The organism is Paracoccus homiensis (genome assembly GCF_900111675.1).
GTDB classification, from domain to species: Bacteria; Pseudomonadota; Alphaproteobacteria; order Rhodobacterales; family Rhodobacteraceae; genus Paracoccus; species Paracoccus homiensis.
The window spans coordinates 117092-135126 of sequence record NZ_FOHO01000004.1 but is presented as its reverse complement, the minus strand read 5'-3'; the positions used below and the strand labels follow the sequence as shown (position 1 = coordinate 135126).

Annotated in this window: 17 protein-coding genes; 6 read left to right on the top strand and 11 right to left on the bottom strand. The window is 64.6% G+C overall.

All coding sequences use genetic code 11. The features are described 5' to 3' along the window. Positions 1-37 precede the first annotated feature (37 nt). From BMX67_RS07415 to pedF, 4 genes are read right to left on the bottom strand one after another with little or no spacing between them, the layout of a single operon-like run. A complete protein-coding gene (locus BMX67_RS07415) occupies positions 38-1909 on the bottom strand; it encodes a PQQ-dependent methanol/ethanol family dehydrogenase (RefSeq protein ID WP_090733750.1) in 1872 nt (623 codons plus the stop codon). 48 nt (positions 1910-1957) lie between these two features. Continuing rightward, positions 1958-2905 (bottom strand): quinoprotein relay system zinc metallohydrolase 1, encoded by a 948-nt coding sequence (locus tag BMX67_RS07410; protein WP_090733748.1) that lies wholly within the window; start codon positions 2903-2905, stop codon positions 1958-1960. Continuing rightward, positions 2902-3684, bottom strand: a complete 783-nt coding sequence (locus tag BMX67_RS07405) for a quinoprotein dehydrogenase-associated SoxYZ-like carrier (RefSeq protein ID WP_090734034.1) — start codon at positions 3682-3684, stop codon at positions 2902-2904. The genes BMX67_RS07410 and BMX67_RS07405 overlap by 4 nt, the downstream gene beginning before the upstream one ends. Before the next feature lie 12 nt (positions 3685-3696). Next, the gene (gene pedF, locus BMX67_RS07400; RefSeq protein ID WP_090733747.1) at positions 3697-4368 is read right to left on the bottom strand and encodes a cytochrome c-550 PedF; all 672 of its coding nucleotides are present in this window, start codon (positions 4366-4368) and stop codon (positions 3697-3699) included. Positions 4369-4659: 291 nt separating this feature from the next. On the opposite strand from pedF, the gene BMX67_RS07395 reads away from it, so the two are divergent. From BMX67_RS07395 to BMX67_RS07385, 3 genes are read left to right on the top strand one after another with little or no spacing between them, the layout of a single operon-like run. Continuing rightward, complete coding sequence (locus BMX67_RS07395; RefSeq protein ID WP_090733745.1) at positions 4660-5373, top strand: LuxR C-terminal-related transcriptional regulator; 714 nt, start codon at positions 4660-4662, stop codon at positions 5371-5373. Next, on the top strand, positions 5354-6529 hold the full coding sequence (locus BMX67_RS07390) for an FIST signal transduction protein (protein WP_090733744.1): 1176 nt from the start codon (positions 5354-5356) through the stop codon (positions 6527-6529). The genes BMX67_RS07395 and BMX67_RS07390 overlap by 20 nt, the downstream gene beginning before the upstream one ends. Continuing rightward, positions 6526-8808 carry a hybrid sensor histidine kinase/response regulator gene (locus tag BMX67_RS07385; RefSeq protein ID WP_245739286.1) on the top strand — a complete coding sequence of 761 codons (2283 nt, stop codon included), beginning with the start codon at positions 6526-6528 and terminating at the stop codon, positions 8806-8808. The genes BMX67_RS07390 and BMX67_RS07385 overlap by 4 nt, the downstream gene beginning before the upstream one ends. Here BMX67_RS07385 and BMX67_RS07380 read toward each other — a convergent pair. From BMX67_RS07380 to BMX67_RS07360, 5 genes are read right to left on the bottom strand one after another with little or no spacing between them, the layout of a single operon-like run. Further along, a complete protein-coding gene (locus tag BMX67_RS07380; protein ID WP_090733742.1) occupies positions 8805-9104 on the bottom strand; it encodes a DUF4387 domain-containing protein in 300 nt (99 codons plus the stop codon). The two genes, BMX67_RS07385 and BMX67_RS07380, sit on opposite strands and share 4 nt — an antisense overlap. Beyond that, complete coding sequence (locus tag BMX67_RS07375; protein ID WP_090733741.1) at positions 9101-10462, bottom strand: acyclic terpene utilization AtuA family protein; 1362 nt, start codon at positions 10460-10462, stop codon at positions 9101-9103. The genes BMX67_RS07380 and BMX67_RS07375 overlap by 4 nt, the downstream gene beginning before the upstream one ends. Before the next feature lies 1 nt (position 10463). Continuing rightward, on the bottom strand, positions 10464-11990 hold the full coding sequence (locus BMX67_RS07370; RefSeq protein WP_090733739.1) for a tripartite tricarboxylate transporter permease: 1527 nt from the start codon (positions 11988-11990) through the stop codon (positions 10464-10466). A 3-nt stretch (positions 11991-11993) separates the two neighbouring features. Next, positions 11994-12437 (bottom strand): tripartite tricarboxylate transporter TctB family protein, encoded by a 444-nt coding sequence (locus BMX67_RS07365; RefSeq protein WP_217645807.1) that lies wholly within the window; start codon positions 12435-12437, stop codon positions 11994-11996. After that, positions 12434-13393, bottom strand: a complete 960-nt coding sequence (locus BMX67_RS07360) for a Bug family tripartite tricarboxylate transporter substrate binding protein (protein WP_090733738.1) — start codon at positions 13391-13393, stop codon at positions 12434-12436. Before BMX67_RS07360 ends, BMX67_RS07365 begins: the two co-directional genes overlap by 4 nt. 104 nt (positions 13394-13497) lie before the next feature. Between BMX67_RS07360 and BMX67_RS07355 the strand changes: the two genes are divergently transcribed. Genes BMX67_RS07355 through BMX67_RS07345 form a run of 3 tightly spaced genes read left to right on the top strand, consistent with a single transcriptional unit; the run spans position 13498 to position 16549 of the window. Continuing rightward, positions 13498-14163, top strand: a complete 666-nt coding sequence (locus tag BMX67_RS07355) for a response regulator transcription factor (RefSeq protein ID WP_090733736.1) — start codon at positions 13498-13500, stop codon at positions 14161-14163. Next, the gene (locus BMX67_RS07350) at positions 14160-15548 is read left to right on the top strand and encodes a sensor histidine kinase (protein ID WP_090733735.1); all 1389 of its coding nucleotides are present in this window, start codon (positions 14160-14162) and stop codon (positions 15546-15548) included. Before BMX67_RS07355 ends, BMX67_RS07350 begins: the two co-directional genes overlap by 4 nt. Next, positions 15518-16549 (top strand): ABC transporter substrate-binding protein, encoded by a 1032-nt coding sequence (locus BMX67_RS07345; RefSeq protein WP_090733733.1) that lies wholly within the window; start codon positions 15518-15520, stop codon positions 16547-16549. Before BMX67_RS07350 ends, BMX67_RS07345 begins: the two co-directional genes overlap by 31 nt. Here the strand turns inward: BMX67_RS07345 and cobF are convergent. Both cobF and BMX67_RS07335 read right to left on the bottom strand, forming a co-directional pair. After that, positions 16546-17298, bottom strand: coding sequence for a precorrin-6A synthase (deacetylating) (gene cobF, locus BMX67_RS07340; RefSeq protein WP_090734030.1), 753 nt, complete (start codon positions 17296-17298; stop codon positions 16546-16548). The two genes, BMX67_RS07345 and cobF, sit on opposite strands and share 4 nt — an antisense overlap. Before the next feature lie 57 nt (positions 17299-17355). Further along, the gene (locus BMX67_RS07335; protein ID WP_090733732.1) at positions 17356-18030 is read right to left on the bottom strand and encodes an energy-coupling factor ABC transporter permease; all 675 of its coding nucleotides are present in this window, start codon (positions 18028-18030) and stop codon (positions 17356-17358) included. Positions 18031-18035 lie beyond the last annotated feature (5 nt).

Sequence of the window (18035 nt, the reverse complement as noted above, 5' to 3'; positions counted from 1 at the left end):
GCGGCGGGCCACAGATGCGCCCCGCCGCCGGGTTTGCTTATTGCGCCATGGCCAGCAATTCATCCGGGATTTCAAACACCCAGAACGAGCCGCCCTGACTGACCTGCGTGGTCAGTTGCGCCATGTCGCCGCCCCACAGCGGCACCGCGCCGCCATAGCCCGAGGCGATGCCCAGATATTGCTTGCCATCCATCTCCCAGGTGATCGGGATCGACACGATCCCCGAACCGGTCTGGAATTTCCACAATTCCTCGCCATTCTCGGAATTGAACGCCTTCACGAACCCATCCGAGGTGCCGGTGAACACCAGATTGCCTGCGGTTGCCAGCGTCCCGGCCCACAGAGGAAACTCTTCCTTGTGTTCCCAGACCTTTTCTCCGGTGGCCGGGTCAAAGGCACGCAGTGCACCGATATGGTCGTCAAACAGCCGTTTGATGCGGAAGCCCTGTCCCAGATAGGCCGCACCGGCCTGATAGGTGACATTTTCGGTCCAGTAATCCTCGGTCCAGTCGTTTGAGGGGACATAGAACAGGCCGGTGTCACGCGAATAGGCCATCGGGTTCCAGTTCTTGCCGCCAAGGAAGGGCGGCGTGACCTGAATGGTGGCACCTTTGGTTTCCCCGTCGGCGGGCAGGGGCGGGCGCTGACCTTCGACCTCGATCGGGCGGCCTGTTTCCAGATCGATCCCCTCGGCCCAGGTGATGTCCTCGACAAAGGGAAAGGCGTTCAGCAGGGCGGTCGGCTTGTTGATCTGGGTGCCGCGTTCGCTGAGCGCGTCGATATCGGTCACATAGAAGAACCCGTTGCGGTCGGCATGGGCGCCGGCGCGATGGGTATTGCCGTCCTTGTCGGTATAGTCGAACAGGATGATCTCGTTATTGCCGGAAAAGTCCCAGGCGTCGTTGGGCGTGTGCTGGTAAAAGCCCACCACCTCGCCATCGGTCGGGTTCACATAGGCCTGACCCGAGGTGTAAAGACTGTCGTAATCCCAGTAATTTTCCCCCTGCGAGCGTTCCCAGGTGTTCCAGGGTGCCGGGTTCCCGGTGCCGACGATGATGGTGTTGGTTTCGGGATCGAAACTGGCCGATTGCCAAGGGGCACCGCCGCCATGGTGCCAAGCTTCGACCTTGCTGCCATCATCATTCACCGGCCAGCTGGGTGCCGACGCATCGCCGGTGACGGTGCTTTCCTCGCCGTTCAGATTGCCCTTGTGGCCTTCGACAAAGGGCCGCATCCAGATTTCTTCGCCGGTTTCGACATCGCGGGCATAAAGCTTGCCGACCACGCCGAATTCATCGCCCGAACTGCCATGGATCAGCATGACCCGGTCGGTTTCGCTGTCCTTCACGATGGTCGGCGCACCGGTCATGGTGTAGCCGACCTTGTGATCGGCGAATTTCTCGCGCCAGACGACCTTGCCGGTCTTCTTGTCCAGCGCATAGATGCTGGCATCCAGCGCGCCGAAAAAGATCTTGTCGCCATAGATCGCCGCGCCACGGTTGACCACATCACAGCAGGGCCGGATATCGTCGGGCAGGCGGGCTTCGAATTTCCACAGACGCTCGCCCGTCTTGGCGTCCAGCGCCCAGACCCGGCTGTAGGACCCGGTGATATAGATCACGCCATCCTGCACGATCGCCTGGGTTTCCTGACCGCGCTGCTTTTCGTCGCCAAAGGAAAAGGCCCAGGCGGGCCGCAGATGGGCCACGGTTTCGGCATTGATCTGGGTCAGCGTGGAAAAGCGTTGGGCGTTGTTGCCCATGCCATACATCAGAACGTCCTCGGTCGTTTCGTGGTCGTTCAGGATGTCCTCCCAGGTGACGTCCTTGGCGAATGCGCCGCCAAGGCCGCCCGCCACCATCAATGCAAGGGCGCTGACCGTGGGTAGTTTCAGATAGTGATGTGCCATGTCTTCCTCCTCCTCTGTCGCTATGCTGCGGCGGATGCCGCCGGGTCGTCAGGCGGTGCCACCGATCAGCGGCAGGGCCATGTCTTCGAAATCGCGCCAGCGTTGGACCACGGCGCGGTGATATTCCTCGGGGTTGGCGCCCAGCCCGGCGAATTCGGGCATCGGGCCCGCGGCCAGCGTTTCGGCCGGGGCAAGACCAAGATCCGCGGCGCGACCCAGGCGGTCCTGAAACGCGTCCAGATAGGCGCGCGTCTGGGCAAAGGCGCGGCTGTCGCGCATGAAAGGCCCGTGCCCCGGCACGATGCCCGAGGCCGGGATCGCGGCCAGCCGGTCCAGCGCCCCGCGCCATGCGTCCAGATCCGCGTCGGGAAAGCTGGGCGCACGATCCAGAAACAGCAGATCGCCCGCGATCAGCGTGCCGGTGGTCGGGTCCAGCAGCGCCAGATCGGCCTGGCTATGCCCCGACAGCGCCAGCAGGCGCAGTTCGCGCCCGCCGATGACCATGTTGCCGCCCGTCACGGCGGTCGCCGCAGGCAGCGGGACGGTGCCGCGCATCCAGCCGCCAAGAATGCGATACAGCCCCTCGCTCAGCGCCTGCGCGTTCTGCGCCTGCAGGCCCCGCGTCGCGGGCAAGGCAAGGATCGGGCGGTCGGCAAAGGCCTGATTGCCGAACCAGTGATCGGGGTGATGATGGGTGTTCAGTGTGGCGGCCACCCCGCCCAGCCGCTGATCGGCAAAATCCCGCAGCGCCGCCCCGTGCAGGGCGGTGCCGCCGCTGTCGATGACGACCGCGCCCTGATCGGTCCGCAGCATCACAATATTGCAGATCGCACCGCCATTCGCGGGCGCGAAACTGTCCTGCGCCCCTTCGATCAGCCAGACGCCATCGGCGATTTCAGCCGGTTTCAGGTGATAGCCGGGATCGGTCGCCCGCGCGGCCAGCGGCGTCAGCAGCGCGGCGGTTCCGGTCAGCAGCGCGGTGCGACGGGTGATCATGCGCGGACCTCGCCGGAAAAACGATAGCCGTTGCTGTCGCGGGCCTCGATCCGCACCGGGCCCAAGGCCAGATCCGGCGGCAGGGCGAAGGTCAGGGTGGGGTTCTCCTCGACCGGGTGGCGCAGCTCGATCCGGGCGATGGGCGCGCCTTGGGCATCCAGCAGCTGCAGATCGGTCAGATGATGGGCGGGAATGCCATCGGCCAGCCCGGTATCCATCGGATGGCGGATATTCACCCGCAAACGGCCACTGTCGGGAAACAGCCTGCCGCGCATCTCTCCGAAACCTTGCTGCCAATCGGGGCGGGTATGGGCGACGGCGGGTGCGCTGCAGCCCCCGCCCATCGCGTCGATGAAGGCCCCACCCATCCGCGCGGGCACCCCATCGGCCAGTGCGGTCGCGCGGATGGGCCCGGCGATTTCGTATTTCACGCCAAAGCCCAGCAGGGGCAGCGCACGGCCCGGATGAAAGATTAGTGCCAGTGGCAGGGGGCTGTAATCGATGGTGATGACGATCCGCGTCACCGGATCGGTCAAGCCCGTCGCATCGACCATGATGGGCACATGGCTGGCATCCTCGGCGTTGCGGGGCGTCAGCACGCGCATCCGGGGATCGGCCCGCCAGTCCGGCGGATCGCCCAGGTATTCCAGGCGATGCAATTCCCACATGCCGCTGTCGAACGGGTCGGAATCGGGCGCGGTGACGGGGGCGATGCCGCCGCCATATTGCGCCAGCGCCGCCGCGCCATTGGCCAATCGATCACACAGGAACGCCGACATCATCCGCCCCGATCAATCCGCCGCCGCCTGCAGCGTTTCCAGCGCCGCCGCGACATGCGGCGGGTCCGAGGCCAGCAGATGCGCCGCCTCGTCGAAGGGGGTGATCGCGCGGGGGGCACCGGACAGCGCCTCATAGCCCTGACCTGCCGCGGCCAGCTCATCGGCCATCGCGGTTGCCGCCGCGGGATCGTCCTGCAACCCGGCCAGCTTGTCGCGCAGACCGGCGATCTGGTCGCGGCTTTCGGCCATCTCCTGATCGTCGGGGCGGGTTTCGATATAGGTGCGGATCGCCCAGATCGCCTGCTGGTTCAGGATCCCTTCGAAGGGCGGCATCTTGACCGCGCCATTCTGTTCATAGCCATGCAGGATCCGGTCCAGATACCATTCATCGCCGTAATCATTCGCCTCGAGATAGCGCAGATCCGGGGCCAGTCCGCCCGAAATCGCCTCCAGCCCGTGGCAGCGCGCGCAATTGCTGTTGTAACCCTTGGCCCCGACATCGACCGCCTTGAACAACAGCGCGGGATCGGCTTCGCGCCAGGGGTTTTCGGATGCCATTTCCGGGGGCAGCTCGGGCAATCCGGCCGTGTCCACCGATTGCGGCACCGTGTCGCCATGCCCCAGGGCCGCGGCCGTTCCCAGGACGATGACAAGGCCCGCCCAGCCTGCTGAGTTGCGCAGCATCGATCTCTCCTCCGATAAGCTGGGTTCAGCGTGCCAAAGCGGGTGGCAGATCAGCAATTGTCCGATGGTCGAATGCGCCAACCCCCTGAATCGACACCAAGGTCGTATGGTCATTCCGAAGGATTCGGCCAATGATCGCGCGCCGCGCAGGCCAGTGTGATCACAGGGCGCGATCGCAGGGGGGCACGTCCCGCCCGCCAAAATTGCGACCTATTTACAGGTCGGCAGGTGGCACCCAAGGCTTCATAATAAGGCCAGCGCCAAGTTTTATCTGCCGGAAAGGGACAAGTCATGTCCGTGCCGCTTTACGCCAATCGGGACCGGGACGCCGTGTTTCGCACCGCCTTGATCATCGAGGATCATCCGCTGTTCGGCGACGCCTTGGCCATGACATTGCGATCGGTGTCGCAGATCCAGAATGTTACCCATGCCGAAAGCCTGGCACATGCACAGGGCCTGCTGCAGGACAAGACCGCCTTCGACATCATCCTGCTGGACCTGAACCTGCCCGATGTTGACGGTCTTGAAGGCCTGATCGCACTGCGCCGGACCGCACCGCAGATCCCGATCCTGCTGGTGACCTCGGTCGATGAAACGCGGGTGATCCGGGCCTCGCTGGCGGCGGGGGCGGCGGGCTTCGTGCCCAAGCATTCGCGCCGCGACATCTTTCGCGCCGCTTTTCAGGCCCTCGCCGCCGGAGAGGTCTATGCCCCCGACCTGCCGACCGAGGATGAACTTGAGGCGTTGCCACAATCGGGGCGCGATGCGGCCATTCGCAGCCTGTCGCAACTGACCCGGCAGCAGGCGAAGATCCTTGACCTGATCTGCGAAGGAAAGATGAATAAGCAGATCGCGTATGAACTGGCCATCGCCGAAACGACGGTCAAGGCGCATGTGACCGCGATCATGCGCAAGATGGGTGTGTCGTCGCGGACCCAGGCCGTGCTGATGGCCCGCGATGCCAATATGACGGGGCTGCTGAGCGATGGGCGAGATATCTCATGACTGGATACCGGACAGCGATCCTGCCGCGCTGATCCCGCGCAGCGCCTCGACGTCGATTTCTCAGGCCGATCCGATGGGGGCCATCGCCGCGCGGCTGGGCAGGGGGCCCTTCGCCGCCCTGACCCTGTTCGTCAGCATCAATGCCGACCTGCCCGCGATCCTGTCGCGGGCGCGACAGCTGTTCCCATCCTGTCAGGTGACCGGCTGCACCACCGGGGGCGAGATCAGCGCAGCCGGTTACGACGATGACCAGATCGTGGCCATCGCCTATCCGGTGTCGGGTTTCGCCGCCGAAACGGTGGTGATAGATCCGGTCGATGCCATCGACAGCCGCGTCGTCATCGGCCAGTTGCAGCGCGCCCGCCTGTCGCTGCAACAACGCGCCGGGGGCTTTCCGCATGAATTGGGCATCCTGCTGATCGACGGGCTTTCCGGCCGCGAAGAACATGTCGTGGCCTCGCTGGCCGGGGGGCTGGGACCGGTGCCGACGGTCGGCGGCTCGGCCGGGGATGGGCGCCGTTTCGAAAACACGCTGGTCTTTGCCGATGGCCGGATCCACCAGCGCACCGCGATCCTGACCCTTCTGCGTGCAAGGGCCGGTTTTCGCACCTTTTCCTATGACAGCACCCGCCCGTCGCAAACGCGCATGGTGGTCACCCATGCCGACCCTGCCGAACGCGCGATCCTGCGCATCAATGATGAACCGGCGGCGGGTGAATATGCGCGTCTGCTGGGCCGCCCGACAGACAGCCTTGGCCCACATGTCTTTGCGGTGCATCCGGTTCTGGTGCGGGCGGGCGGGCGCTATCACGTGCGCTCGATCAAGGCGGTGCGCGACGACGGGGCGCTGATCTTCTTTGGTGCCGTGGCCGAGGGCATGGTTCTGACACTGTCCGATGAAAGCGACCTGACCGGACATCTGCGCGAGGTGATGGCCGATCTGGGGCGCGACGAACGCCCCGGCATGATTCTTGGATTCGACTGCATCTTTCGCCGCATCGATGCCGAGGCGCGGCAGAAAACCGGCGAAATGTCCCAGATCCTGCGCGACAACCACGTCGCCGGGTTCTCGACCTTTGGCGAACAGTTCGGCGCGATGCATGTGAACCAGACCTTTACGGGCGTGGCCTTTTACGGCGCGGACGGTGCCCCATGACCAACGGACCCGTCGATATCGACCGGATGATGCTGCCCGATGATGACAGCGCGCGGCGGCATGAAAAGCTGGTGCGCATCACCCGTTCGCTAATCCGCCATATCGAAGATCTGCCCGAGGACAGCGCACAGGGCTATGCCCAGTTTCAGCGCGCCGCCGTCCTGGAGGACGAGGTGCGGGCCCGCACGCATGATCTGGAGCACGCGCTGGATCTGCTGAATGCGTCGAATGCGCGGCTGGCAGAGGCGTGGCGGGAAAAGGACATCGCCCGCCAGAACCTCGCCACCGCGATCGAGACTGTGCAAGAAGGCTTTGCCCTTTTCGATGCCGATGATGTGCTGGTCCTGTGCAATTCGCGGTTCAACGCGTTGCTGCCCGATATCGTGGACCGTCTGAAACCGGGCCTGCATTTCGACGATTACCTGCAGCTTGCCGCAGGGTCGCGCCATCTGGTGTTTCCGCAGGGCATGACGGCCGAAGGCTGGGTCCGGATGCGCCGCCAGCGTCACCATGAACATCATTTCAGCCTAACCCAGCAGATGGCCGAAGGGCGTTGGGTGCAGGTTTCGGAACAACGCGCGGCGGATGGCAGCACCGCGATCATCCAGACCGAGGTGACCGACCTGATCCGGTCCGAACGTCGGGAACGCGGTCGCCTGCTGGACGATCAGGCCCGCATTCTTCAGGCGACGTTGGACCATGTGCCGCTTGGGGTGTGCATTTTCGACGGGCGATTGCGCCTGCTGGGCTGGAACCCGAACCTGTCGGACATGCTGGCATTTCCGCGAACCAAGCTGCGGCAGGGGATGCATTTCGACGACCTGCTGCATCAGTTGCGCAGCCAGTTCGCCTTTCCGCTGCATCAGGGTGCGAACCTGTTGGCCGACTGGGTGCGGTCGGTGCGGCGCGGCGTCAGCTATACGGTCGATGTCACCGGCAAGGGCGGGGGGCGCAGCCTGTCGATCTTTGCGCAGGAAATCCCCGATGGTGGCTTCGTCATGTCGATCGACGATGTGACCGAACACAAGAACGCGCTGCTGGCGGTGCGCCGCGCCAATGAAACGCTTGAGGCGCGGGTCCGTGATCGCACGCTGGAACTGGAGGATGCGCTGGCCAGCGCCGAACGGGCCAATGCCTCGCGCGTGCGGTTCGTGGCGGCGGTCGGCCATGACCTGATGCAGCCCCTGTCCGCCGCGACCCTGTATGTCGGATCGTTGATCGAGGATGCGGGCGGCGGTGCGGAACGGGGCAAGCTGGAAAAGGTGCAGCGGTCGCTTGATTCCGTCAGCGGATTGTTGGGGGCGCTGCTGGATATTTCCCGGCTCGAGGCCGGGCAGGCGGCACTGACGATCGAACCCGTCTCGCTTGGTCCGATCTTCGACCAGTTGCGCGAAGAGTTCACCCCCGTGGCCGAGGCGAAGGGGCTGACCCTGATCATTCACGCCATCCAGGCGACGGTCGTTTCGGACCGGATCTACCTGCGGCGGATCCTTCAGAACCTGATTTCCAACGCGATCCGCTATACCGATCAGGGCCGCGTTCTGGTCGCCGCGCGCCCGCGGCGCGGGCGCATGCTGTTGCAGGTCCGCGACAGTGGGCGCGGCATCGCCGAGGGCGATCAACAGGTGATCTTCAGCGAATTCAAGCGGCTGGATGCCAAGGCTTCGGCGGCCGAGGGGCTGGGGCTGGGTCTTGCTATCGTGGATCGCGCGGCCGCGCTGTTAGGCCATCGCCTGACCCTGCGATCCGCGGCGGGCGCGGGCGCGACCTTTTCGGTGGAACTGGCAACCACCTGGAGCGCAGAGCCGCGCGGGCCGGTTTCGCCCGCGATGCCAAATCTGGATCAGGATCGCATCGGCGACAGGACCGCGCTGATCGTCGAAAACGACGCGCAGATCGTGGCGGCCCTGTCCGATCTTCTGGAACAATGGGGTGTCGAGGTGCTGGACGTCGCCTCGGGCGAGGATGCGATTGACCTGTTGCAGGAAACCGAACTGCAACCCGACCTGATGCTGGTCGATTATCAGCTTGGCAGCGGCATGGATGGGCTGGCCTTCCTGAAAAAGGTCGCAGCCGATTTCGACATCGCCGCCAGCAGCTGGCTGATCACGGCCGACCGTTCTCAACGGCTGGCCGAACAGGCGCGGCAGGCTGGGGTGCAGATGTTGCTCAAACCCCTGACCGCCGCCGCGCTTGCGCAGGCGCTGGCCTCGGTCCAGACGGGGCGCGCCGACTGGATCCGCGTCACCCCGGATCCTGCCGGCGCAAAGCCCGTCTAGCCCAGTTCGTGTTCTTCCAGCAGCGCGGCATATTGGGCGCCGTGCATGTCACGATCCGCCGCCGAGCCCTGGACGACCGGACGCGGGACGCTGAACTTGATGACGCGCAGATCCTCGATGTCGAACCGTTTCAGGATCTGTTCGGGCACCTTGTAAAGCCCCGCGACGGCGGCGTTGGACAGCCGGTCGCGCACCATCCGGTAGACATCGGGCTTGTCGCAGAAGATGTCGATGGTGACCCAGAACGGGCCTGCATTCTTGGATCTGACCTTCAGAACCGTATCGCCCAGTTTCATGCCGGAACCTTTGCGTCTGTCTGGCTGAGTTCAATGCGAAAGGCCGACATCGGGTCGTCCAGATGCAACACATGGTTCAGCGCGAATTCATAAAGCGCGCCACGATTGGTGGTCGCGGGCGAATAGGGAAAGGCGAAGGTCGGCAGTTCCTCGTCATCGGTCAGCGGGTAGTGCAACACGAAGGGATTGATCAGCTTGCCGATCTCGGCGGCTTCGTCCTGGCTGCGGGCGGTGATGATGCCCAGAACGCCGACCTCGACCGGATCGCCGCTGCGGTTTTCCAGATCGCCCAAGGCGCCATTTACCCCGATCAGCCGGAATTCCAGCGTGTAATCGGCGGTGGTCAGCCCCATGCGGCTTTCGATCTCGCCGGTCAGGAAACCGGTCAGCCGATCGACCCATGCCTGCGCATTCCTTGCGTAATGGGCGTTGCGCAGGATCGCCATGATCGTGGTCTGATAGCCGCCGATCCGCGCCCCCTCCAGCTTGACGGTATATGGGCCGGGAACCCAGCGCGACCCCTCGACCCGCACGCGGCGGGCGTCCAGCGCGGTATAGCGCGCGTCGGTCACGTCCAGATGCCCGCCCGGCTCATACAGGCGGAACGGGTCTGAATTTTCATACAGCATATGCGCGCTGACCGAATGGGGGGTGCAGGCGGCGGTTTCGGCCATCGGCTCGACCGTGAAGCCGTCGGCGTCGAAATCGACCATGATCACGCCCGAGGTCGGGTTCGTCGAACACAGCGCCCCGCATTCCGCGATCTTGGCGCCATGCCAGGCACCGCCCGCGGCATCGCCACGTGCCAGCGGCAAAGCGGCGATGGTGGCGGTGTCGGTGGTGCGACCGGCGATGACGATATCGGCACCGGTGTTCAGCGCGGCCTGAATATGTTCGGCCCCGGCAAGGGCGACGATGTTCGACAGGTTCGACAGATCCAGTTCCGGCGCGGGCGTCAGCGGCGTAACCTGCCCCTGTTGCACGGCGGTCGCGATCCGCGCGACCGGTTGGCTGCAATACAGCCGCGCGATCTTCAGCGACTGGCCCAGTTCCGCCGCCAGTTCGACCGTGATGTCATGCATCCAGTCGACGGTGCTGTCGGTTCCGCAGGTGCCGGCGGTGCCGATGACCAGCGGCACACCCAGTTCGGCGCGTGCCTGCATCAGGCTGCGCCATTCCGATTTGGTGGCGGCGCGGGAATATTTCGATTGTCCCGCCCCAAGGCTGAAGGGGCCACTGTCGGTGGACCCTCCGTCGATGCAGATGATGTCCGGGCGCATGGCCACACCGCGCGCCAGCGCGGTGCGGTCGAAGCCCAGTCCCAGGACGCCCGAAGGCACCAGAACGCGTGTTGGCATGTCAGTCCTCGATCGTTGTCGGGTCGTTGTCGGGCAGGGCGGGCTTTTTCAGCAGGCCCCGCAGGAAGATCGGGGCGACAAAGCCCAGACCGGCGGCGATCCACAGCCCCACCGCGATGGGCGAGCTGAACAGGAAGGTCCAGTCCCCGTTCGACAGAACCATGGCGCGGCGCAGGTTGTCCTCCATCGCGTTGCCCAGCAGGATGCCAAGGATCACCGGCACCGTCGGAATGTTGAGCTTGCGCATGATATAGCCCAGAACCCCGAAGCCCACCATCATCAGCATGTCAAAGCTGGACCCGGTCAGCGAATAGATCCCGACAAAGGCGATCATCGTGACGCCGGGCAGCAGGATCCAGGCGGGCACCGACAGGATATGCACAAAGACCTTGACCATCGGCACGTTCATCAACAGCAGCACGACATTGGCGATCAGCAGCGCCGCGATCAACGACCAGACCACCTCGGGGCGTTCGGTGAACAGCAGCGGTCCGGGCGTGATGTTCAGCGTCAGCAGCAGCGCCAGCAGAACCGCCGTGGTGCCCGATCCCGGCACACCCAGCGTCAGCATCGGCACCAGCGCTCCGCCCGCCGCCGCGTTGTTCCCGGCCTCGGGGGCGGCCACACCGCGCGGATTGCCCTTGCCGAAGCTGTCCTTGTCGCGGGCCGATGATTTTTCGGCCATATAGGCAAGGAACGACCCCAGAGAGGCCCCCGCACCCGGCAGCACACCCGCGACAAAGCCGATGCCGGTGCCGCGCGCCATGGCGCCGCTGGTCTGGCGCAGCATCTTCCACGGCACCAGGATCTTGCCCAGCTTGACGCCGATGGCGCTGTCCTTGCCATGTGTTTCGATGAAGAAGAACACCTCGGCCACGGCAAACAGGCCGACGATGGCCACAAGGAAATCGACACCGTCCATCAGATGCAGTTCGCCAAAGGTGAAACGCGGCATGCCGGTGGTCTTGTCCAGCCCGATCATCGCAATGGCCAGCCCGATCGCGGCGGCCAGCGCGGATTTTGCCTGATTGTTGGAGCCGATCCCGCCAAGCGTGCAGAAGGCCAGCATATACAGCGCGAAATACTCGGCCGGGCCGAATTTGAACGCCACGCCCGCCAGATAGGGGGCAAAGATCATCAGGCCGATGGTGGCGGCAAAGGCCCCCACGAATGAGGCGACGCCCGACACGACCAGCGCCTCGGCGGCGCGGCCCTGCTTGGCCATGGGATAGCCGTCCAGCGTCGTCATCATCGCGGGTTCGTCGCCCGGAATGTTCAGCAGGATCGAACTGATGCGACCGCCATACATCGCGCCGTAATAGACCGAGGTCAGCAGCACCAGCGCCGAGATCGCGTCCAGCCCCATCGAAAAGGAAATCGGGATCAGCAGGGCGACGCCGTTCGACGGCCCAAGCCCCGGCAACGCGCCGATGATCGTGCCGACGAAACAGCCGATCACCGCCAGCAGCAGCGTATAGGGCGATGCGGCGATTTCAAAGCCCATCGCAAGATTGGAAAGAATATCCATGTTTCAGAACCCCCAGCCCGCAGGCAGGCCGCGCAGACCCAGACCCAGGATCAGACGGAACAGAACCCAAAGCCCGACGCCCAGCCCGACCCCGGTCATGGCTGCGCGCAGCGGATGTCCGGCGATCTGCCAGCACAGGACGCCGGATGCGATCGCGGTCGGAATGATGAACCCCAGAGGAGAGATGGAATAGGCATAGCCGACCAGCACCGCGAATGCGATCGCCAGCTGCGCGACCATCGGACCGGCGGGCCAGTCGGCCTCGGGGTCGGGGCGCAGCACCATCACCAGCGAACACAGGATCATCACCACTGCGATCAGATAGGGAAAGACACGCGGGCCGACCGGGTCCGACATGAAGCTGGTCTCGATGCCACGCGCGCTGAGGATATACCCCAGCGCGATGACGATCATGACCGACCCGAAGATGCGGTCGCCACGGATCATTTCAGCAACCCGATCTCTTTCGAGACGTCCTGGATCTGGGCGATGTTGTCGGCCACGAAGGCCTCGAAATCGGCGCCGAAGATGTCATAGGGCGCCAGGCCGTTTTCGGCCATGACCTTCTGCCATTCGTCGCTTGCGCCGACCTGTTTCAACGCCTCGACCCACTCGTCGTAACGCTCGTCGCTGATGCCCTTGGGCACATAGACGCCGCGCCAGTTCATCGCGACGATATCGACACCCTGTTCCTTGGCGGTGGGCACGTCGTCAAAGCCCGCGACGCGGTCTTCCGCCAGAACGGCCAGCGGGCGCACGTCGCCCGATTTGATGAAGCCGGTGATTTCCGACAGATCGCCGGTCATGGCCTGTGCGAAACCGCCGACGGTCTGGGTGACGGCATCGGCTCCGCCATCAAGACCGATATACTTGACCTGACGCGCCTCGCCGAAACCGGCCTTGTCCAGCATCATCAGCACCTTCAGATGGTCGAACCCACCCACGGCAGAACCGCCCGCGAAGGCGACTTTCGACGGATCGGCCTTCACGGCCTCGACCAGATCGTTCAGGTTCTGGAACGGGCTGTCCTTGCCCACGACGATCACGCCGGGATCGCCGCCGATGGTGCCGACCCAGCGCACCTGATCTGCCGTCGCGCCTGCAAAGGCGTTCTGCGCAAGGCGCGTCGTCGTGGCCGAGCTTGCGGCGACAAAGACCTCGGGGTCGTCATTGCGGCTGCTGACCACCTGGGTATAGGCGACTCCGCCACCGGCACCGGCAAGGTTGGTGACCTGCACCAGATTGGGCGAAATGCCCAGATCGGTCATGATCCGGCCAATCTGACGGCAGGTGAAATCCCAGCCGCCGCCCGGGTTGGCGGGGGCGATGCATTCCTCGGCCATGGCGGGTGCGGCAACGGTCGTCATCAGCGCAGCGATCGCCGCGCGGGTCCAGTTCTTCATGGTTATCCTCCCTTGCGCCCGCGCGTTCGGCACGGGCTTGCGAGGGACAAGTTTTGGTGAAAAGCTGACACCAACCTGTCATGAACTGCCAAAAAGTTGGGCGGATGCGATTTCTTCTGGTCGAGGATACCGACGATCTGGCCGCCGCCGTGGCCTCTCGGCTGGCGATGGATGGGCATGGGGTTGACCGTGCAGCAACCCTGAAAGAAGCCAGAGAATTTCTGGATTCCGCGCCTTATGACCTGATATTGCTTGATATTTCATTGCCGGATGGCGATGGGCGCGACTTCCTTGCGCGTGAGCGGGCAGCCCGGCGGGACACCCCGGTGATCATGATGACGGCCAGCGCCTCGGTCGGGGATCGTGTCAGCACGCTTGATCAGGGTGCCGATGATTACATCACCAAACCTTTCGAATTTGCCGAATTGCAGGCCAGGTGCCGGGCGGTGCTGCGCCGTCATCAGGGCGTCGCCGACAGCCGACAGCATTTCGCGGGCTTCATCTTCGACGCGCTGGCCGCCAATGTCACCGTCAATGACGAAGTCCGCGAATTGCGTGCGCGTGAGCTGCGGCTGTTGGAAATTCTGCTGTCGCGGCCGGGTCAGACCTATTCCAAACCCCATCTGATCGACCGGTTGTTTTCCTTTGACGAAGAGGTCAGCGACAACGCGATCGAGGTTTATGTCGGACGCTTGCGACGCAAGCTGGACGGATCGGGTGCCAGGCTGGAAACGCTGCGCGGTGTCGGCTATCGGCTGATCCCGGAATGAGGCCGGGGCAGGCGCGCCCGGCGGGGTTTTCGCTGCGTCGTCGGCTGGTCTGGCAGTTCGTGGCGCTGTCCTTGCTGCTGGTCGTGGCACTGTTCTTTGCCGTCAGATTTGCCGCGGAACGCGCCTCGCGGGCCAGTCAGGATGCGGTTCTGGGCGCGGCGGTGATTTCCATCGGCGATGGCATCCGCGCCGTCGATGAGGGACTGGAACTGGATCTGCCCTACGCGACCTTTTCCATGCTGGGGGCAATGGGCGACGAACGGATCTTCTACAGCCTCATGATCGGGGAACGGCTGGTCACGGGCTATCAGGCCCTGCCGCAGCCGCAGCAGGTTCCCGGTGATCTGTCGCCGGTCTTTTACAGCGATGATTACAAGGGCAGCCGGTTGCGGCTGGCCGCGATCACCCGGCGGGTGCTGCTGGAAAACCGGATGCAGGAAATCACCGTGGTTCTGGGACAGACCCGCTATGGTCAGGCGGCGATTGCCCGCGACACCGCGCGTGGCGCGCTGTGGATCGGGGTGGTGTTCCTTGCCTTTGCCGTGCCGCTTGCGCTGTGGGCGACGCAGGTGGTGGTTCGGCCCGTCGATCGGCTGGCCGAGGCCGTGACACGTCGCGGCCCGCATGATCTGCGACCGGTGCGCCATCCCGCGCCGCGTGAACTGTTGCCATTGGTGGGGGCGCTGAACGGCTTTATTGCCCGTCTGCGCGGCGCGTTGAAACTGGCCGAGACCTTCATCTTCGAGGCCGCGCATCGTATTCGCACACCCCTGTCGCTGGTCAGGACCGAGGCTGAAATGGCCCTGGCGGAAACCACGGATGAGGCCGTGCGCGTCCGTCTGCGCCGCATGGTCCGGGCCATCGGTGAAAGCAGCCGTTCCGCCACGCAGATCCTTGACCACGCGATGGTTCTGTATCGCAGCGATCAGTTCTCGGCCGCGAAGATGGATCTGGCCACGCTGGCGCGGTCGGTGTTGCGCGCGGTCGATCCGCTGGCGGAATTGCGCGACATCCAGATTAAGGCCGATGGGCTGCACCATGCCTGCATGATCGACGGCGACGAACGCATGATCGAGGTCGCGCTGCGCAACATGCTGGACAATGCGCTGAAATATTCAAATGCCGAGGGCGCGATCCATGTCGCGCTGACACGGGACGGCGGCATGGCCCGGTTGTCGGTGACCGATCAGGGCCGCGGCCTGCCCGCGGGCGATACCGACCTGACCGCCCAGTTCCAGCGGGGCGACAATGTCGGCGATATCGTCGGTTCGGGCCTCGGGCTGACCATCGTGGCCGAGGTGGCGATGGCGCATGGTGGCCGTTTTCAGCTTTTACCGGGAAAGGAGAAGGGGGCATGCGCCATCTTGTATCTGCCGCTGTCGTGATCCTTGCGGCCTGCCTGATCGTCCGGCCCGTCGCGGCCTACGAGATCGAAGAACAGCGCACCTTCGGTGACGGCCCGCGCGAGGTCTCGGTCCTGTCCACCACCGATCTGGCGGCGATCGACAAGGTCATGCAGGATTTCGCGGCCACACGCCCCGATCTGCGCATCCGTTATGATCAGGCCGCCAGCGTCGAGGTGTTTCGCGCGATCCATGATGAGGGGGCGGCCTATGATCTGGTGATGTCCTCGGCGATGGATCTGCAGATGAAGCTGGCCAATGATGGCTTTGCGGCGTCGGTCCTGCCGCGCATGGGCAGATTGCCGTCATGGGCTCGCTGGCGCGACCAGCTGTATGGCGTCGCGCTGGAGCCGGTGGTGACGCTGGCCTCGCGTCGCGGGCTGGGCGATCTGCCGGTGCCGCGCACCCGGCGTGATCTGATCGCCATGATGCGCGAAAATCCGCAGGCGCTGGGTGGTCGGGTCGCCACCTATGATCCGCAGCAATCGGGAGTGGGCTATTTCCTGATCTCGCAGGACAGTCAGGAATCCGACGGGTTCTGGCGTCTGGCCGAGGTGATGGGCCGCCTGAATACCAGATTGTTCTGCTGTTCCGTCGATATGATCAACGAATTGCGGGCGGGCCGCATCACCATCGCCTATAATGTCGTGGCCAGCTATGCCGCACGGTTCACCCCCGACGATCCCGATCTGGTGCGCCTTGTGCTGGAGGATTACACCTTCGCGATCGTGCGCTCGGCCTTGGTGCCGGTGAATGCGCCCGACCGGCAGGGAGCGACGGATCTGTTGTCCTATCTGTTGTCGGATGCCGCGCAAACGCGGATCGCGGCCGATGCCGGGGTCGCGTTGGTTCCCGGCACCGGCCCCGATCCTAGCGTGCATCTGCGCCCGATCCGGCTGGATGCGGGGCTGCTGGTCTATGACGATCAGTTGCGCCGCGCGGGGCTTCTGGCGGAATGGAACGCCGCGATGGTTCAGCGCTAGGTCCCGTGCCGCAAGGGATCGTCGCGCCGCAGCAGATAGCTGTCCATGATCCACCCGTGGCGTGACCGGGCTCGTTCGCGCGTCTCCGCGATGGTGTCCCCGATCCCGGCAACCGGGCCGGACAGCAGGATTTCATCGGGACTGCCCAGATAGGCACCCCACCAGATCAGCAGGTCCTTCGGCGGCAGATGCCGAAAGCTGCATTCTGCGTCCAGCATCACGACCAGCGTTTCGGCCCCCTCGGGCCAGCCCTGATCGCGCAGGCGGCGGCCGGTGGTGATGGTCACGGTGCCGTTCACCGTGTTTAGCGGGATCGCGTGGGCCGCCGTCAGGGCCTGAATGGCGGTGATGCCGGGAACCACCCGCAACGCGGGTTTCGGGTCCAGCCGTGCGGCGATGCGCAATGTGCTGTCATACAGTGAAGGATCGCCCCAGACCAGCAAGGCCACGGGTCCGCTGTTGTCCTGGGCCGCCGCCGCCCACCGCAATGCGATTTCGTCATGCCAGTCCGAAACGCGTTGCAGATAGGGCGATGCCGGGTCGCGTTCGGGATAGTCGAAACAGGCGATCCGCGCCGTCGTGCCAGAGGCTGCGATGATCGTGCGCCGCAGATCGGCCAGTGCCGCCTTGTCCGCGCCTTTCAGGGGCAGCAGGATCAGCGACGCGTCGCGCAAGGCCTGCAAACCCTGCTGCGTGATATGGCCGGGATTTCCGGTGCCGATACCGATCAGCCATAGATCCGTGATCACGCGCATCTCCTGTCGAAAAGATCCGGGCGGGGTCGCCCGGATCGCTGGTGACGACCCTCAGGCCGCATATAGCCGGGCGTGGAACAGGCGGGACGCGCCGGTGTCACGCAGCGCCTTTGCACCCGCCAATGCCGCCAGATCGGCCAGCGGCTCGATCAGGATCACCATCAGATAGGCCGCGCCGAAGGTGGTGACGGCCTGGAAGGTTTCGGCGGTGACGCCCTGACCGTAGAAGGCCCAGAAGGCCACCCATGCCACGACGCCCGCCTGATAGGCCGCCGACAGTTTCAGCACATCCGCATAGCGCAGATCCACATAGGCGGTCCCGGCAGGCAGGACACGCCGCGCCAGCCCGGAAACCGCAAACAGCGGCACCAGCAATGTCGTGACATTGACGAAATACATCGGCAGGTCGCTGGGGGCAAAGAACATGCCCTGGATCAGCAGGCCTGCCGCAAGGCCGATCGCCGCAGGGGCCGCGCCCAGCAACAGGAACAGGGTCGAGCCCAAGATGAAATGCACCTCGGAAACGCCGACGGCGAAATGCGGCAGCACCTCGAAGAAGATGAAAACGCCGATGGCGGCCAACAGGCTGCGCAGCGCGACCGAGATCACGCTGCTGCGGTCGATCTCGGCCTTGGTCAGGGCCAGCGTATAGGCGCCGGCACCTGCCGCCGTGGCATAGGCAAAGGCCATCTTGGCGCCGTCGACGACGCCCGGTTCGATATGCATCATGC

Bases quoted from the DNA above. Each gene is read 5' to 3' on its own strand.
- BMX67_RS07415 (WP_090733750.1), bottom strand. From the start codon at position 1,909: ATGGCACATCACTATCTGAAACTACCCACGGTCAGCGCCCTTGCATTG.
- BMX67_RS07410 (WP_090733748.1), bottom strand. From the start codon at position 2,905: ATGATCACCCGTCGCACCGCGCTGCTGACCGGAACCGCCGCGCTGCTG.
- BMX67_RS07405 (WP_090734034.1), bottom strand. From the start codon at position 3,684: ATGTCGGCGTTCCTGTGTGATCGATTGGCCAATGGCGCGGCGGCGCTG.
- pedF (WP_090733747.1), bottom strand. From the start codon at position 4,368: ATGCTGCGCAACTCAGCAGGCTGGGCGGGCCTTGTCATCGTCCTGGGA.
- BMX67_RS07395 (WP_090733745.1), top strand. From the start codon at position 4,660: ATGTCCGTGCCGCTTTACGCCAATCGGGACCGGGACGCCGTGTTTCGC.
- BMX67_RS07390 (WP_090733744.1), top strand. From the start codon at position 5,354: ATGGGCGAGATATCTCATGACTGGATACCGGACAGCGATCCTGCCGCG.
- BMX67_RS07385 (WP_245739286.1), top strand. From the start codon at position 6,526: ATGACCAACGGACCCGTCGATATCGACCGGATGATGCTGCCCGATGAT.
- BMX67_RS07380 (WP_090733742.1), bottom strand. From the start codon at position 9,104: ATGAAACTGGGCGATACGGTTCTGAAGGTCAGATCCAAGAATGCAGGC.
- BMX67_RS07375 (WP_090733741.1), bottom strand. From the start codon at position 10,462: ATGCCAACACGCGTTCTGGTGCCTTCGGGCGTCCTGGGACTGGGCTTC.
- BMX67_RS07370 (WP_090733739.1), bottom strand. From the start codon at position 11,990: ATGGATATTCTTTCCAATCTTGCGATGGGCTTTGAAATCGCCGCATCG.
- BMX67_RS07365 (WP_217645807.1), bottom strand. From the start codon at position 12,437: ATGATCCGTGGCGACCGCATCTTCGGGTCGGTCATGATCGTCATCGCG.
- BMX67_RS07360 (WP_090733738.1), bottom strand. From the start codon at position 13,393: ATGAAGAACTGGACCCGCGCGGCGATCGCTGCGCTGATGACGACCGTT.
- BMX67_RS07355 (WP_090733736.1), top strand. From the start codon at position 13,498: ATGCGATTTCTTCTGGTCGAGGATACCGACGATCTGGCCGCCGCCGTG.
- BMX67_RS07350 (WP_090733735.1), top strand. From the start codon at position 14,160: ATGAGGCCGGGGCAGGCGCGCCCGGCGGGGTTTTCGCTGCGTCGTCGG.
- BMX67_RS07345 (WP_090733733.1), top strand. From the start codon at position 15,518: ATGCGCCATCTTGTATCTGCCGCTGTCGTGATCCTTGCGGCCTGCCTG.
- BMX67_RS07335 (WP_090733732.1), bottom strand. From the start codon at position 18,030: ATGCATATCGAACCGGGCGTCGTCGACGGCGCCAAGATGGCCTTTGCC.